Below are 14688 nucleotides of genomic sequence, written 5' to 3' on the forward strand. Positions count from 1 at the left end.
GACTTTTCATGGATATCAAGACTGCCCTGAGCCGTATCGTCGGCCATCTGGACCTGAGCACCGAAGAAATGCGCGACGTCATGCGTGAAATCATGACCGGGCAATGCACCGAGGCGCAGATCGGCGCCTTCATGATGGCCATGCGCATGAAGAGCGAAAGCATCGATGAAATAGTCGGTGCGGTATCGGTCATGCGCGAGCTGGCGGACAAGGTCGAGCTCAAGAGCCTCGACGGTGTGGTCGACGTGGTCGGCACCGGCGGCGATGGCGCCAACATTTTCAACGTGTCCACCGCCTCGGCCTTCGTGGTCTCGGCGGCCGGGTGCACCGTTGCCAAGCACGGCAACCGCGCGGTGTCGGGCAAGAGCGGCAGCGCCGACCTGCTCGAAGCGGCCGGTATCTACCTGAACCTGACGCCGGTCCAGGTGGCACGCTGCATCGACAATGTCGGCATCGGCTTCATGTTCGCCCAGACCCATCACCGCGCCATGAAGTACGCGGCCGGCCCGCGTCGTGACCTTGGCCTGCGCACTCTGTTCAACATGCTTGGCCCGCTTACGAATCCGGCCGGCGTGAAACATCAGGTGGTGGGGGTTTTCAACCAGGCGCTTTGCCGTCCATTGGCTGAAGTCTTGCAACGCCTGGGCAGCAAGCATGTACTGGTGGTGCATTCCCAGGACGGCCTGGACGAATTCAGCCTGGCGGCGCCGACCTATGTGGCCGAGCTGAAAAACGATGCAATAACAGAATATTGGGTTCAGCCCGAAGACTTGGGTATAAAAAGCCAGAGTCTGTTCGGCCTGGTGGTGGATAGCCCGGAAGCGTCCCTGGCGTTGATCCGTGATGCGCTGGGTCGCCGCAAAACCGAGAATGGCCAGAAAGCCGCGGAGATGATCGTGCTCAATGCCGGTGCCGCGCTGTATGCCGCCGATCATGCCAGCAGCCTGAAAGAGGGCGTTGCCCTGGCTCACGACGCGCTTCACACCGGCCTGGCCCGTGAGAAACTCGAAGAGCTGGGCGCGTTCACCGCCGTGTTCAAGCAGGAGAATGAAGGATGAGTGTGCCGACCGTTCTGGAAAAGATACTGGTCCGCAAGGCCGAGGAAGTCGCTGAGCGCCGTGCTCGCGTGAGCCTGGCCGAGTTGGAGAATCTGGCTCGCGCCGCTGACGCACCGCGTGGCTTCGCCAAGGCGCTGATCGAGCAGGCCCGGCTGAAGCATCCGGCGGTGATTGCCGAAATCAAGAAGGCCTCGCCGAGCAAGGGCGTCATCCGCGAGAACTTCATCCCGGCCGATATCGCCAGGAGCTACGAGAAGGGCGGGGCGACCTGTCTTTCGGTACTGACCGACGTGGATTATTTCCAGGGGGCGGACCTGTATCTGCAGCAGGCCCGTGGGGCCTGCAAGTTGCCAGTGATCCGCAAGGACTTCATGGTCGATCCGTACCAGATCGTCGAAGCCCGGGCGATGGGCGCCGACTGCATCCTGCTGATCGTTTCCGCGCTGGACGATGTGCTGATGGCCGAGTTGGCCTCGGTGGCCAAGGGCGTCGGCCTCGATGTGCTGGTGGAGTCCCATGACGCCGCGGAGCTGGAGCGGGCGCTGAAACACCTCGATACGCCGTTGATCGGTATCAACAACCGTAACCTGCACACCTTCGAGGTCAGTCTCGAAACCACTCTCGATCTGCTGCCGATCGTGCCGCGCGACCGCCTGGTGATTACCGAGAGCGGTATCCTCAATCGTGCCGACGTCGAGCTGATGGAAATCAGCGAGGTGTACTCGTTCCTGGTTGGCGAAGCGTTCATGCGCGCGGAAAGCCCGGGCGATGAGCTGCAGCGACTGTTCTTTCCGGAGCGCGGATCGCCCGTGGTCAGCGGTTCTACCCTCGATTGAATCGAGCTGTTCGTATGCAGGAATGGGCTCGTTTGCAATGTGAGCCTTTATGAGCGCTTTTTGTGGGAGCGGGCTTGCCCGCGAAGCTCTTGGCGGTCTTGAGGGCCTCTTCGCGGGCAAGCCCGCTCCCACACAACCTGCTCCCACACAACCTGCTCCCACACAACCTGCTCCCACACAACCTGCTCCCACCGGCCTTGCTTGCAGGCACGATAAAGAGGGATCTTCTTGCCATGACACTGCCCGTTACCCTTACCGTCGAAGCCGGCCTGCGTGCCGAACAGGATTTGCTGGCGGCGGTCTGTGCCGGCGAGCAGGAGTGGGGGCTGTTGTTCTGGCAGCCCACCGATCATGCGCTGGTCATGCCCCGGCGCCTGAGCCGCCTGCCGGGCTTCGAGGCTGCCTGCGACGCGTTGGCCGCCAGCGGCTGGCCGGTGTTGTTGCGTGAGACCGGTGGCGAGCCGGTGCCGCAATCCGCCTCGACGATCAATATCGCCCTGGTCTATGCACCGCCGCGCAGCGAGGGTGATCAGAACCGGATTGAAACCGGCTACCTGCGTTTGTGCCAGCCGATCTGCGATGTGCTGGACGAGTTGGGCGGGACTGCGTCCCTGGGAGAAATTGACGGTGCGTTTTGCGATGGCCGCTATAACGTCAACCTCAATGGTCGCAAGATGGTCGGTACTGCCCAGCGCTGGCGGCAAAGCCGGGGCGGAACCCGTCCGGTCGGGCTGGTGCACGGGGCGATGCTGATCGACGACGAACGCGATTCGATGGTCGCGGCGGTCAATCGTTTCAATCAGGTGTGCGGGCTGGAGCAGCGTGTACGGGCTTCAAGCCATATCGCCTTGCATGAAGTGTATCCGGCCCCGCTATTCCTTGAGCGCCTGGCCGGGCTGTACCAGCAGATGCTGGCGGACATGCCGTCCGCCTAGCGGGTGCCGAACACCACCATGGTCTTGCCTTTGACGTGCACCAGGTTCTGCTCTTCCAGATCCTTGAGCACGCGGCCGACCATTTCCCGTGAGCAGCCGACGATACGGCCGATTTCCTGACGGGTGATCTTGATCTGCATGCCGTCCGGGTGCGTCATGGCGTCCGGCTGCTTGCACAGTTCCAGCAGGCAACGGGCGACACGTCCGGTGACGTCGAAGAACGCCAGGTCACCGACCTTGCGGGTGGTGTTGCGCAGGCGCTGGGCGATCTGTCCGCTGAGAGCGTAGAGAATATCCGGGTCCTGCTGGGCCAGCTCGCGGAACTTGCAGTAGCTGATCTCCGCCACTTCACATTCGATCTTGGCGCGCACCCAGGCGCTGCGCTCCTGTTCGTGGCCGGCCTGCTCGAACAGGCCCAGCTCACCAAAGAAATCGCCGGCGTTGAGATAGGCGATGATCATTTCCCGCCCGTCATCGTCCTCGATCAGGATGGTGACCGAGCCTTTGACAATGAAAAACAGGGTTTGCGAGCGATCACCGGCGCAAATGATATTGCTCTTGGCCTGGTAACGTCGGCGCTGACAATGCATCAGCAGTTTATCGAGGTTCTTGATCTTGGGGGCGGAAGCGGAAGCCAGAGCAACCATGGTTGTATCCCGAAAAGACTGCACGGTGTGGTTTGTTTTTTTAGTCGTAGCTCGAAAGCTGGCAGAACGCCAGCGATTTGGCGCCAGCTTAACAGACACATTGTGTCGAGATTTGGGAATTTACCGGGTCGACCAGCCGGTCGTCGCCTGGACGCGTCTGGCGCTGTGCTAAGCTGGCGACCCTTTTTTAGCAGTGGAGTCTTGGCGATGAAGGCACGCATCCAATGGGCTGGCGAAGCCATGTTCCTCGGAGAGTCGGGTAGCGGGCATGTGGTGGTGATGGACGGCCCTCCGGAAAGCGGCGGCCGCAACCTGGGTGTACGTCCGATGGAAATGCTCCTGCTGGGGTTGGGCGGTTGCAGCAATTTCGATGTGGTCAGCATCCTGAAGAAGTCGCGCCAGGCCATCGAAAGCTGCGAAGCCTTCCTTGAAGCGGAGCGGGCGACCGAAGACCCGAAGGTGTTCACCAGGATCCACCTGCATTTCGTGGTCAAGGGCCGTGGCTTGAAGGAGGCCCAGGTCAAACGGGCGATCGAACTGTCCGCCGAGAAATACTGTTCGGCCTCGATCATGCTCGGCGCCGCCGGCGTTGCCATCAGCCATGATTACGAGATCATCGAACTCGGCTGAGTCTTTAGGAGCCGGTTTGCCGGCGATGGCGTCTGTTCGGGCGATACCGCTCTCAAGCGGTCTCACCGCTGGCAAGCCAGCTCCCACAAAGTGATTGCCAACTCAGCGCGTTGATCGTTCCCACGCTCTGCGTGGGCATGCCGCCCGTGACGCTCTGCGTCACAGATCTGGAGCGGACGCAGAACGTCCCGTGAGGCGTTCCCACGCTGGAGCGTGGGAACGATCGGTTGGCCCCGTTGCCGGCAAACCGGCTCCTACAAGACCTTGTTTCGTTCAGATGCGGTAAGTGCTCTTGGTCATGACCTTGGCCAGCAGGCTCATGCCGAATTTCACCGGTGCCGGGAAACGGAAACCACCGGCGTCGAGTGCGGATTCGGCATGGTGCTCTTCGTCGATGCGCATCTGTTCGAGAATCGCCCGGGATTTTTCATCTTCGACGGGCAATTGTTCGAGATGCTCGTTCAGGTGTTTGCAGACCTGGTCTTCGGTCGCCGCGACGAATCCCAGGCTGACCTTGTCGCTGATCAATCCGGCAACCGCGCCGATACCGAAGGACAGGCCATAGAACAGCGGGTTCAGCACGCTGGGATGGCTGCCCAACTGGCGGATGCGTTGCTCGCACCAGGCCAGGTGATCGATTTCTTCCTCGGCAGCGTGTTCCATCGCCTCGCGTACATGGGGCAGCTTGGCGGTCAGCGCCTGGCCCTGATACAGCGCCTGGGCGCAGACTTCACCCGTGTGGTTGATGCGCATCAGTCCGGCGACGTGACGGGTGTCGTCCTCGCTCATCTGCGCTTCGGGCTGGACGATGGCCGGCGACGGGCGATACGGCTGGCCGCTGAATGGCAGCAAGGTGCGCATGGCGGTATCGGCTTGCAGTAGCAGACGGTCAATCGGCGAGTAGTGACGTTGGGTAGTCATGCTGACCTCCGGAGGAATCTCGGCCTGCAGTTTACCGCAATCGAGCGGGGAAGGTTTGCGTTGGGTCATGGGGTCGAGACGAGGGGCATGATTTTGCAGGCACCGCCAGACCTGTAGGAGCCGGCTTGTCGGCGATGAGGCTCTTGAGATTGCTAAAAGCTTCACGGCGGTGCGGCGTCCCGACAAGCCCGCTCCTACACAAGCCAGCGCCTACAGGGGATTGCATGTTCCCTGGGGTATCAGCCCGGCGGCCAGTTCATCTGGCGTTGACCCAGCACATGCATATGGATGTGATAGACCGTCTGTCCACCCATCTCGTTGCAGTTCATCACCACGCGGAAGCCTTCTTCGCAGCCCAGTTCCAGCGCCAGGCGCTGGGCGGTGAACAGGATATGCCCGGCCAGCGCCTTGTCATCCTCGGTGAGGTCGTTGAGGGTGCGCACCGGCTTTTTCGGAATCACCAGGAAATGCACCGGGGCCTGCGGGGCGATGTCGTGGAAGGCCAGGACCTGGTCATCCTCGTAAATGATCTTCGCGGGTATTTCTCTGTTGATGATCTTGGTGAACAGAGTATCCACAGCTGTTTCTCCATTGGGTGGGGGCGGGCCAGAGTCTGTCTGCAGCGGGCCTTGAGTTCAAGTGTCGGGCGTTCAAGTGTCAGCGCGGGCAATAGGCGCGGGTCACCCAGCCGGCAAGTTTGCGCACCATCCAGCGGCTGCCCAGGCGCGGGGCACGAGACAGCCAGCGGTTGCGCCAACCGGGGATGATCACCGCGCGATTCTTTTCCAGGGCGCGGACGGTATAGAGCGCGACCTCTTCGGGGCTCATCATCAGTTTGCTGTCCCGGAGCTTGTCGACTTGCAACTGGGCGGTGTCGAAGAAGGCGGTGCGGGTCAGGCCGGGACAGAGCACCGAGACCTTGATCCCGGTTTTTTTCAGTTCCTCGCGCAGGCCTTCGCTGAAATGCAACACATAGGCCTTGCTGGCGTAATAGCTGCTCATCCACGGCGCGGGGTGAAACGCGGCGATGGACGCCACATTGAGGATCTGCCCGCCGCCTTGAATCGCCATCAGGTTGCCCAGGGAATGGCACAGGCGGGTGAGGGCGAGGATGTTCACTTCGATCAGGTCCTGCTCGGTGCCCCAGTCCTGGGCCAGGAACGGACCGCAGGTGCCGATACCGGCACAATTGACCAGCAGGTCGATCTGGCGCTCGCCTTCCTCCAGCTCCAGCAGGAATCCGGACAGGCGCAGCGGTTCGCCCAGGTCGCAGGCACGGAACAGTACTTCGACGCCGAAGCGCTGGGTCAACTCGATGGCAATACTTTCCAGCCGATCACGTTGACGGGCAACCAGGATCAGGTTGCGACCGCGGCGCGCCAGGGCTTCGGCCAGGGCCAGGCCGATACCGCTGGAAGCGCCGGTGATCAGGGCGTAACGGGTCATGCAATTCTCCATGGCAACGGCGCACAGCCTTGGGACAGGGAGGTCGCAAGGTCAGCGCTGTTTATTCTTTCTCATAGTCTACAGCGGGCGCGGCGGCTTCGGCTGCCTCGTCGCTGTTGTCGGACTGGCTGGCCGCTTCATTGTTGTAGCGATCCTCGATGTCCTTCACTCCGCCGCCTGCGCCAAAGACGATAATGGCGACGATACCGATCACCGCCAGGACCGACAGCACCTTTACCGCTGTGCTGTTGGGCGGCGGCGGGGCGCCGTATTGGTTGGCACCGGCATTGCCCGGGTAGAACATCAGGACGAAGGGAAACACGCTGCCGATAAAGGGCACCAGCGTCAACAGCCAGAGCCAGCCGGACCAGCCGATATCGTGCAGGCGTTGTATGGCGATCTGCACGGTAACGACAATGAAGACGGCCAGTGCGATGAGGGCCAGGCTGATCCCGGCGAAGTTGGACCCGCTCAGGACGATGGCAATCACGGCGACCGCGATTATCGCGATGAACGTGGCAACCATGCTCCACGCCAGGTAGCGCAGCCGCCCGATTCGTCCCTTGATGGTAAAGGCCTTGAGCGGGCCGAAGGTCGGCAGGCTATCACCGACCTGGGCGGTTGGCGGTGCATAGGGCGAATCCGCGATACGGGTGGCCGGCGGTGCGACACTGGCGGGGAGTTCGTTGATATCCGCCAGGCTCAGTTCTACGACCGGCGCTTCCTCTTCGATGCGGGCATCGATACCGGTCTTGCGCAGGGCTTCGAGGTAGGAGTGTGCCTCGGCGGATGAAAGATCGCGCTTGAGCGCAATCGGTCGGCCGCTGAACAGTTTCTCCACGGAGGCGACATCGGTCTTGAACAGTTCGGCCAGGTTGAACTGGGCGGTGGTTTGTTCCACTCCGGGCAGCAGGGCGCCGTCGAATACGATTTTGAAGCGGTTGTTGCTCATGGGTGGCGTCCTTGTCGCGGCAGTGATGGCGCGTAGTGTAGGCCCGCAAGGTGCTTGCAGGCCATCGGGCTTTCGCTAACGTGGCCAGCGCTGTGGCAGCCGGGCGGCGAGAGCCTGGGCCTTGCGGTATTCGTCGTCGAGTCGCTCGATCAACTGGTCGACGCTCGGCAGGTCGCCGATTTCACCGACGCCCTGGCCTGCCGACCAGACAGTCTTCCAGGCCTTGGCTTCGTCGCTGAGGGGCTTGAGCTTCGAACCGAAATTGACTTCGCCCTTGCCCTGCAGTGCGGCGAGGTCGAAGCCGGCATTTTCCAGGCTCTGGCGCATGAAGCTGGCCGGCACGCCGGAGACGGCGGCGGTATGCACGATGTCGGCGGCCCGGGAGGTCAACAGCATCTCTTTATAGGCTTCTGGGGCATGGCTTTCCGTGGTGCCGATAAAGCGCGTGCCGAAATAGGCCAGGTCGGCCCCCAGCAATTGTGCGGCGAGAATCTCATGGCCATGGTTCAGGCAGCCGGCCAGCAGCAGGGTCTTGTCGAAGAACTGCCGGATCTCGGCGATCAGCGCAAATGGGCTCCAGGTCCCGGCATGGCCGCCAGCGCCGGCGGCGACCGCGATCAAGCCGTCGACACCCGCTTCAGCGGCTTTTTCCGCGTGGCGTCGGGTCGTCACATCATGGAAGACCAGACCGCCATAGCTGTGGACCGCATCCACCAGTTCCTTGACCGCGCCCAGGCTGGTGATGACGATCGGGACCTTGTGTTCGATGCAGATCTGCAGGTCCGCCTGCAGGCGCGGGTTGCTGTTGTGCACGATCAGGTTGACGGCATAGGGCGCCGGATTGTCCAGCTGTGCCAGCCCGGCTTCGATTTCCTCCAGCCAGGCCTTGAAGCCGCTGCTTTCCCGTTGGTTGAGTGCCGGGAAGCTGCCCACCACGCCGTTGCGGCAGCACGCCAGCACCAGTTGCGGGTTGGAAATCAGGAACATTGGCGCAGCCACGACAGGCAGGCGCAGACGTTGTTCGAGCAGAGCGGGCAGCGACATTGGCGGTACTCCGAGAGTGAAGGCTGGTTGGATTCAGAACGGTCTGACCACGACCAGAATTACAATAGCCAGCAATATCAGAACCGGCACTTCATTGAACCAGCGATAAAAGACATGACTGCGGGTGTTCTCGCCACGGGCAAAACGTTTCACCTGGGCGCCGCACATATGGTGATAACCGATCAGCAGCACCACCAGGGTCAGCTTGGCATGTATCCAGCCGCCCTGGCTGAAGATACTGGGGTTGAGGGCGATCAGGCCGCCGCCGAAGATCAGTGTGGCGATCATCGCCGGCCCCATGATTCCCCGGTACAGCTTGCGCTCCATGACGCTGAAGCGTTCCTTGCTGATCGTATCCTCGCTCTGGGCGTGGTAGACGAACAGGCGGGGCAGGTAGAACAGGCCGGCAAACCAGCAGACGACACTGACGATATGAAAGGCTTTGAGCCATAGATAAAGCATTTTTGGTTATTCCCAGGTTCACGGTAGGCCGAATAGTAGAGGCTTGAGCGTCCGCACGTCACCTTGACGGTTGTCGCAGGCGCGCGCGGCCCCTATTATCGTGGGCTTTCCAGTGGTTTCGTTGAGGGCAGGTCATGGTCAAGGTCGGTATCGTCGGCGGCACGGGTTACACCGGTGTCGAATTGCTGCGTCTGCTGGCACAGCATCCGCAGGCAGAAGTGGTGGTCATCACTTCTCGATCCGAGGCTGGCCTGGCCGTCGCCGACCTGTACCCGAACCTGCGCGGTCACTACGATGGCCTGGCGTTCAGCGTGCCGGATATCAAGACCCTCGGTGCCTGTGACGTGGTGTTCTTCGCCACGCCTCACGGTGTCGCTCACGCCCTGGCCGGTGAGTTGCTGGCAGCCGGGACCAAGGTGATCGACCTGTCCGCGGACTTCCGCCTGCAGGACGCCGATGAATGGGCCAAGTGGTACGGTCAGCCGCACGGTGCGCCGGCGCTGCTGGACGAAGCGGTGTATGGCCTGCCGGAAGTGAATCGCGAGAAAATCCGCCAGGCGCGCCTGATTGCCGTGCCCGGTTGTTATCCAACCGCTACCCAGCTGGGTTTCCTGCCGTTGCTCGAAGCCGGGCTGGCGGATACTTCGCGGCTGATCGCCGACTGCAAGTCCGGTGTCAGTGGCGCCGGTCGTGGTGCCAGTGTCGGCTCGCTGTATTCCGAGACCTCGGAAAGCCTGAAGGCCTATGCCGTCAAGGGCCACCGCCATCTGCCGGAAATCCGCCAGGGCCTGCGCCTTGCGGCGGGCAAGGACGTCGGCCTGACCTTCGTGCCGCACCTCACGCCGATGATTCGCGGCATTCACTCGACGCTCTATGCAACCGTGGTGGATCGTTCCGTCGACCTGCAGGCACTGTTCGAGAAGCGTTATGCCGACGAACCGTTCGTTGATGTGATGCCGGCCGGCAGCCACCCGGAAACCCGCAGCGTACGTGGCGCCAACGTCTGCCGGATCGCGGTGCACCGTCCACAGGATGGTGACCTGGTGGTCGTGCTTTCGGTGATCGACAACCTGGTCAAGGGGGCTTCGGGTCAGGCGGTACAGAACCTGAACATCCTGTTCGGCCTGGATGAGCGCCTGGGCTTGTCCCATGCCGGCATGCTGCCGTAAGGCGTCACTCTCGCTTAACAGAAGGGCCCGTCAAGCGGGCCTTTTTGCATTTCGTGATGCCGTGCGGGTTGATTGATATACCCTAACAATAGTTGACCGCTTTTCTAGGAGAAGCGGATAATGCGCGTCATCACGCATTATGGCGGCGTAACGCCGGGAGATAGTCAGCATGAGCGTCGAATCCTTCACCCCCACGGCTTTGCAATTCACCCACGGTGCCGCGCACAAGGTGAAGAGCCTGGTCGATGAAGAGGGTAATGATCGCTTGAAGCTGCGCGTATTCGTTACGGGCGGCGGTTGTTCAGGGTTTCAGTACGGCTTTACCTTCGATGAAGATGTCGCCGATGACGACACCATTGTCGAGCGCGAAGGCGTCAGCCTGGTGGTCGATCCGATGAGCTTCCAGTATCTGGCGGGCGCAGAGGTGGATTACCAGGAAGGCCTGGAAGGCTCGCGGTTTGTCATCAAGAACCCGAATGCCACCACTACCTGTGGTTGCGGCTCGTCGTTCTCGATCTGATCGATTAGTAAGTGTTTCACCCTCGACGCCGCGAATTTCGCGGCGTTTTGCTGTGTGTCTTTTAGCTGCGGAGGCTCAGGCGGGGTAGATCGCGCCCAATACCCGCAAGCCACGTGCGCCGGTGACGCTGGGACGGTTGGTCGGGATGCCTGCGAGGCAGCAATGGGCCAGCCAGGCGAAGGCCATGGCTTCCACCCAATCGGGATCGACGCCATGACTTGCGGTGCTGGCAACCGTGGCGCCTGGCAGCAATTGTCCCAGGCGGTTCATCAATGCCTCGTTGTGGGCGCCGCCGCCGCACACCAGCAGTTCCTGTGTGCCAGCCTGCGCGCCGGTCAGTGACGCGATGATGGTCTGCGCCGTGAGCTCGAGCAGGGTGGCCTGAACGTTTTCGGGCTTGAAGGCAGGTAGTCGTCCCAGGTGCTGCTTCAGCCAATTCAGGTTGAAAACTTCGCGCCCGGTACTCTTGGGGCCGGTGGTGCGGAAGAAGGGATCGCCAAGCAGTGCTTGCAGCAGTGTCGGTTCGACCTGGCCGCTGGCCGCCCATTGGCCGTTTCTGTCGTAGGTCTGACCGCGCTGGTCATGGATCCAGGCATCCAGCAGCACGTTGCCGGGGCCGCAGTCGAAGCCTGACACGGGCTTGCCCGGCTCGATCAGGCTCAGGTTGCTGAATCCGCCGATATTCAACACCGCACTACTCTTCAGTGCTGCACTATTGCGTTCTTCGAACAGCGCTTCATGGAAGGCTGGAACCAGGGGCGCACCTTGCCCACCGGCCGCCACGTCGCGCCGCCGGAAGTCGCTGACGACGCTGATGCCGGTCAGCTCCGCCAGCAGTGCCGGATTGCCGATCTGCACGGTAAAGCCGCGGGCGGGTTCGTGACGGATGGTCTGGCCATGGCTGCCGATGGCGCGAATCGCCTCGGGCGTCAGTGACTGTTGTGCGAGGAGCGTATTGACGCCTTGGGCGGCGAGAGTTGCCCAGTGGTGTTCGGCGATCGCGGCCCGGGCAATTTCATCCGGGCCGCTGGCGCACAGGCCGAGCAACTCGGCGCGCAGGGCGTCGGGCATGGGAATGTAGTGGGTCGCCAGCAGTCCGATCCGTGTGCTCAACTCGACCAGCGCGATATCCAGCCCATCGAGGCTGGTGCCGGACATCACGCCGATATAGAGCGCCATGATTCAGCGCTTGGCCGAGGCGAGCTTGGTGGATTTCTCCTGGTCCATACGCGCCATCAGCGGCTGGCTCTGGGCAAGGAAGCGTGCACGCTCGGATTTTGCGATCGGATCGGCCATGGGCAGCTTCTGGCCCAATGGATCGACGTGGACGCCGTTGACCTGGAATTCGTAGTGCAAGTGCGGACCGGTGGAAAGGCCGGTGGTGCCGATATAGCCGATCACTTGGCCTTGCTTGACGTTGCTGCCGGTCTGGATGCCCTTGGCGAAGCCCTGCATATGGCCATAAAGCGTGCGATAGGTATTGCCGTGCTGGATGATCACGGTATTGCCGTAGCCGCCTCGGCGACCGGCCAACAGTACCTTGCCATCGCCCGCCGCCTTGATTGGCGTGCCACGTGGGGCGGCATAATCGACACCTTTATGGGCACGGATCTTGTTCAGGATCGGGTGTTTGCGACCCATGGAAAAGCGCGAGCTGATACGCGCGAAGTCCACCGGCGTGCGAATGAAGGCCTTGCGCATGCTGTTGCCGTCAGCCGTGTAGTAGCTGCTGGAACCCTGCTTGTTGGTGTAGCGCACCGCGGTGTAGGTCTTGCCACGGTTGGTAAAGCGGGCGGAAAGGATATTGCCGGTGCCGACGGTCTTGCCATTGACCACTTTCTGTTCGTAGATCACCTCGAATTCGTCGCCTGGGCGGATGTCCTGGGCAAAGTCGATGTCGTAGCCGAACACGCTGGCCATCTCCCGGGTCAGGCTGTGGGGCATGCCCGCGCGCTGGGCCGAGAGGGACAGGGAGCTGTTGATGACGCCATGGACATAAGCCGACTGCACGGTGGGCTTGGTGACCACGCGGTTGAAGGTAAAGCCCTTCGGGCCCTTGGTCAGGGTGATGCTTTCCAGGTCACTGACCTTGCTGTGCAGGTTGTTCAGCTGGCCATCGGGGCTCAGTTCGAACTCCAGTTTCTGACCGTGCTTGAGTTGGGAAAACTGCTTGGCTTGTTTATCGCTGGCGAGGACCTCATGTACTGAGGCAGCAGGCAGGCCGACCTTCTCGAACAGGGTGGAGAGTGTATCGCCACGGGCCACGATCACTTCCCGGTGGCCGGGTGTCTTTTTCTCTTCTACGGCAGGCGCCGTCTCGGTCTTGGCGGTGTCCTTGGTGTCTTCGGCGCTGTTGTCGATCTGGGCGAAGGGCGATGGATTGCCTTCATTTGTGGCTTGGTCGAGGTCTACAGCGTCATTGTCTTGTGTCAGTTGAGCCGCAGGACTTTCCAGTTCAAGGCTCAGGGTCGTCTTTTTGGCTTCGACATCGCTGGAAGGGAATACCAGCAGCGCCAGGCTGAGGAGGGCGGCGATACCACTTGCGGCTAGCAGGTGGGTCTTCGGATAAAGCGGCGGCGCTTTAGACGGTTCTGTGGTCATAGGTAATTTGACTTTGAAGAAGATGAATTGGAAAAGATGAATGACATGATGAAGATGAAATAACTGTATAAAATATAACCAAAACATCTCTGAAGCAAGTCTGTCATGTGCAGACGCGCCCAAGCTTGCCCGTACGCCGGGCAAAACTTGTATTTGGGCGGCGATCTTGTATGGTTGGTTCCCTTTGAGTCTGAGCCTTGCAGGTTGGTTATGAAGTCGGTTGAAGAGCAGCTAGCGCTGATCAAGCGTGGTGCGGAAGAGATATTGGTCGAGTCGGAACTGGTCGAGAAGCTCAAGCGCGGCCAGCCGCTGCGTATCAAGGCCGGCTTCGACCCGACGGCACCGGACCTGCACCTGGGTCATACGGTGCTGATCAACAAGCTGCGCCAGTTCCAGGAGCTGGGTCATCAGGTCATCTTCCTGATCGGCGATTTCACCGGGATGATCGGTGATCCTAGCGGCAAGAGCGCAACGCGCCCGCCGCTGACCCGTGAGCAGGTGCTCGATAATGCCGAAACCTACAAGGCTCAGGTATTCAAGATTCTCGATCCGGCCAGGACCGAAGTGGCGTTCAACTCCACCTGGATGGATCAGATGGGGCCGGCGGACTTCATTCGCCTGACCTCGCAGTACACCGTGGCGCGCATGCTCGAGCGCGACGATTTCGACAAGCGCTATACCAGCAACCAGCCGATCGCCATCCATGAGTTCCTCTATCCGCTGGTGCAGGGGTATGACTCCGTCGCTCTACGCGCGGATGTCGAGTTGGGTGGTACCGATCAGAAGTTCAACCTGCTGATGGGGCGCGAGTTGCAGCGCGCCTATGGGCAGGAAGCTCAGTGCATTCTCACTATGCCATTGCTCGAAGGGCTGGATGGCGTGAAGAAGATGTCCAAGTCCCTGGGTAACTATGTGGGCATCCAGGAAGCGCCAGGTGTCATGTACGGCAAGCTGGTGTCCATTCCCGATGCTTTGATGTGGCGCTACTTCGAGCTGCTGAGCTTTCGCTCGATGGATGAGATCAACCAGTTCCGCAAGGATGTCGAGGCGGGCGCGAACCCGCGTGATATCAAGATCAAGCTGGCGGAAGAAATCGTCGCGCGTTTCCATGGCGAGGAGGCAGCGGCCAATGCTCACCGTGGTGCCGGCAACCGCATGAAGGATGGCGAGCTGCCGGACGATCTGCCGGAAGTCGAGCTGAGCGCGGCTGAAGACATGCCGATCGCGGCGATCCTCAACAAGGCGGGCCTGGTCAAGAACTCGGCGGTCGCTCGTGACCTGCTCGGGTCGGGTGGTGTGCGTATAGATGGTGAGGTTGTCGATCGCACCTTTATATACAAGCTGGGTGCTACCCATGTTTGCCAGGCCGGGAAGAAGGCGTTTGCACGTATTACGCTGAAATCCGAATAAACCTGAAATTAACCCTTGACGGCGAATTCTACAGGCCTATAATTCGCCCCACTTCCG

16 protein-coding genes are annotated in these 14688 nt (G+C 61.1%); 7 read left to right on the top strand and 9 right to left on the bottom strand.

The features are described from left to right. Positions 1-8: 8 nt before the first annotated feature. From trpD to HX851_RS44045, 3 genes are all read left to right on the top strand, one after another. A complete protein-coding gene (trpD, locus tag HX851_RS44035) occupies positions 9-1058 on the top strand; it encodes an anthranilate phosphoribosyltransferase (RefSeq protein ID WP_177063049.1) in 1050 nt (349 codons plus the stop codon). Beyond that, positions 1055-1894: an indole-3-glycerol phosphate synthase TrpC gene (trpC, locus tag HX851_RS44040; protein WP_177063050.1), complete on the top strand. Its 840-nt coding sequence runs from the start codon at positions 1055-1057 to the stop codon at positions 1892-1894. The genes trpD and trpC overlap by 4 nt, the downstream gene beginning before the upstream one ends. Before the next feature lie 233 nt (positions 1895-2127). After that, positions 2128-2829, top strand: a complete 702-nt coding sequence (locus HX851_RS44045; protein ID WP_177065456.1) for a lipoate--protein ligase family protein — start codon at positions 2128-2130, stop codon at positions 2827-2829. Here HX851_RS44045 and crp read toward each other — a convergent pair. After that, positions 2826-3476: a cAMP-activated global transcriptional regulator CRP gene (gene crp / locus HX851_RS44050; protein ID WP_017128663.1), complete on the bottom strand. Its 651-nt coding sequence runs from the start codon at positions 3474-3476 to the stop codon at positions 2826-2828. The two genes, HX851_RS44045 and crp, sit on opposite strands and share 4 nt — an antisense overlap. Positions 3477-3683: 207 nt before the next feature. Here crp and HX851_RS44055 point away from each other — a divergent pair, with 207 nt between their 5' ends. Next, entirely contained in the window at positions 3684-4106 is a 423-nt protein-coding gene (locus HX851_RS44055) for an OsmC family protein (RefSeq protein WP_177063052.1), read from the top strand. 273 nt (positions 4107-4379) lie between these two features. Here HX851_RS44055 and coq7 read toward each other — a convergent pair whose 3' ends face one another. The 6 genes from coq7 to hemJ form a co-directional block, all read right to left on the bottom strand. Beyond that, positions 4380-5027 carry a 2-polyprenyl-3-methyl-6-methoxy-1,4-benzoquinone monooxygenase gene (gene coq7, locus HX851_RS44060; protein WP_177063053.1) on the bottom strand — a complete coding sequence of 216 codons (648 nt, stop codon included), beginning with the start codon at positions 5025-5027 and terminating at the stop codon, positions 4380-4382. Positions 5028-5266: 239 nt separating this feature from the next. Then, positions 5267-5605 (bottom strand): histidine triad nucleotide-binding protein, encoded by a 339-nt coding sequence (locus HX851_RS44065; protein WP_007956318.1) that lies wholly within the window; start codon positions 5603-5605, stop codon positions 5267-5269. A gap of 79 nt (positions 5606-5684) precedes the next feature. Then, positions 5685-6473 carry an SDR family NAD(P)-dependent oxidoreductase gene (locus HX851_RS44070; protein ID WP_177063054.1) on the bottom strand — a complete coding sequence of 263 codons (789 nt, stop codon included), beginning with the start codon at positions 6471-6473 and terminating at the stop codon, positions 5685-5687. Positions 6474-6534: 61 nt separating this feature from the next. Next, positions 6535-7425, bottom strand: coding sequence for a DUF805 domain-containing protein (locus HX851_RS44075; RefSeq protein ID WP_177065459.1), 891 nt, complete (start codon positions 7423-7425; stop codon positions 6535-6537). A gap of 75 nt (positions 7426-7500) precedes the next feature. Next, complete coding sequence (locus HX851_RS44080; RefSeq protein ID WP_177065461.1) at positions 7501-8469, bottom strand: NAD(P)H-dependent flavin oxidoreductase; 969 nt, start codon at positions 8467-8469, stop codon at positions 7501-7503. Positions 8470-8502: 33 nt separating this feature from the next. Further along, on the bottom strand, positions 8503-8931 hold the full coding sequence (gene hemJ, locus HX851_RS44085) for a protoporphyrinogen oxidase HemJ (RefSeq protein ID WP_177063057.1): 429 nt from the start codon (positions 8929-8931) through the stop codon (positions 8503-8505). Positions 8932-9065: 134 nt separating this feature from the next. Here hemJ and argC point away from each other — a divergent pair, with 134 nt between their 5' ends. After that, entirely contained in the window at positions 9066-10100 is a 1035-nt protein-coding gene (gene argC / locus HX851_RS44090; RefSeq protein WP_177063058.1) for an N-acetyl-gamma-glutamyl-phosphate reductase, read from the top strand. Positions 10101-10269: 169 nt separating this feature from the next. After that, positions 10270-10620, top strand: a complete 351-nt coding sequence (gene erpA, locus HX851_RS44095) for an iron-sulfur cluster insertion protein ErpA (RefSeq protein WP_003176443.1) — start codon at positions 10270-10272, stop codon at positions 10618-10620. A 75-nt stretch (positions 10621-10695) separates the two neighbouring features. Here erpA and HX851_RS44100 read toward each other — a convergent pair whose 3' ends face one another. Next, the gene (locus HX851_RS44100; RefSeq protein ID WP_177065462.1) at positions 10696-11799 is read right to left on the bottom strand and encodes an anhydro-N-acetylmuramic acid kinase; all 1104 of its coding nucleotides are present in this window, start codon (positions 11797-11799) and stop codon (positions 10696-10698) included. A 3-nt stretch (positions 11800-11802) separates the two neighbouring features. Continuing rightward, positions 11803-13221, bottom strand: coding sequence for a peptidoglycan DD-metalloendopeptidase family protein (locus HX851_RS44105; protein ID WP_177063060.1), 1419 nt, complete (start codon positions 13219-13221; stop codon positions 11803-11805). A gap of 210 nt (positions 13222-13431) precedes the next feature. Here HX851_RS44105 and tyrS point away from each other — a divergent pair, with 210 nt between their 5' ends. After that, entirely contained in the window at positions 13432-14631 is a 1200-nt protein-coding gene (gene tyrS / locus HX851_RS44110) for a tyrosine--tRNA ligase (RefSeq protein ID WP_177063061.1), read from the top strand. The last annotated feature ends 57 nt before the right edge of the window (positions 14632-14688 follow it).

This window comes from Pseudomonas gingeri, assembly GCF_013385635.1.
Classification (GTDB): Bacteria; Pseudomonadota; Gammaproteobacteria; order Pseudomonadales; family Pseudomonadaceae; genus Aquipseudomonas; species Aquipseudomonas gingeri_A.

What these genes read in the sequence shown, in the direction of transcription:
- argC (WP_177063058.1), top strand. Translation starts at nt 9,066, where the DNA reads ATGGTCAAGGTCGGTATCGTCGGCGGCACGGGTTACACCGGTGTCGAA.
- HX851_RS44075 (WP_177065459.1), bottom strand. Translation starts at nt 7,425, where the DNA reads ATGAGCAACAACCGCTTCAAAATCGTATTCGACGGCGCCCTGCTGCCC.
- trpD (WP_177063049.1), top strand. Translation starts at nt 9, where the DNA reads ATGGATATCAAGACTGCCCTGAGCCGTATCGTCGGCCATCTGGACCTG.
- trpC (WP_177063050.1), top strand. Translation starts at nt 1,055, where the DNA reads ATGAGTGTGCCGACCGTTCTGGAAAAGATACTGGTCCGCAAGGCCGAG.
- erpA (WP_003176443.1), top strand. Translation starts at nt 10,270, where the DNA reads ATGAGCGTCGAATCCTTCACCCCCACGGCTTTGCAATTCACCCACGGT.
- HX851_RS44105 (WP_177063060.1), bottom strand. Translation starts at nt 13,221, where the DNA reads ATGACCACAGAACCGTCTAAAGCGCCGCCGCTTTATCCGAAGACCCAC.
- tyrS (WP_177063061.1), top strand. Translation starts at nt 13,432, where the DNA reads ATGAAGTCGGTTGAAGAGCAGCTAGCGCTGATCAAGCGTGGTGCGGAA.
- HX851_RS44080 (WP_177065461.1), bottom strand. Translation starts at nt 8,469, where the DNA reads ATGTCGCTGCCCGCTCTGCTCGAACAACGTCTGCGCCTGCCTGTCGTG.
- HX851_RS44045 (WP_177065456.1), top strand. Translation starts at nt 2,128, where the DNA reads ATGACACTGCCCGTTACCCTTACCGTCGAAGCCGGCCTGCGTGCCGAA.
- hemJ (WP_177063057.1), bottom strand. Translation starts at nt 8,931, where the DNA reads ATGCTTTATCTATGGCTCAAAGCCTTTCATATCGTCAGTGTCGTCTGC.
- coq7 (WP_177063053.1), bottom strand. Translation starts at nt 5,027, where the DNA reads ATGACTACCCAACGTCACTACTCGCCGATTGACCGTCTGCTACTGCAA.
- HX851_RS44070 (WP_177063054.1), bottom strand. Translation starts at nt 6,473, where the DNA reads ATGACCCGTTACGCCCTGATCACCGGCGCTTCCAGCGGTATCGGCCTG.
- crp (WP_017128663.1), bottom strand. Translation starts at nt 3,476, where the DNA reads ATGGTTGCTCTGGCTTCCGCTTCCGCCCCCAAGATCAAGAACCTCGAT.
- HX851_RS44100 (WP_177065462.1), bottom strand. Translation starts at nt 11,799, where the DNA reads ATGGCGCTCTATATCGGCGTGATGTCCGGCACCAGCCTCGATGGGCTG.
- HX851_RS44055 (WP_177063052.1), top strand. Translation starts at nt 3,684, where the DNA reads ATGAAGGCACGCATCCAATGGGCTGGCGAAGCCATGTTCCTCGGAGAG.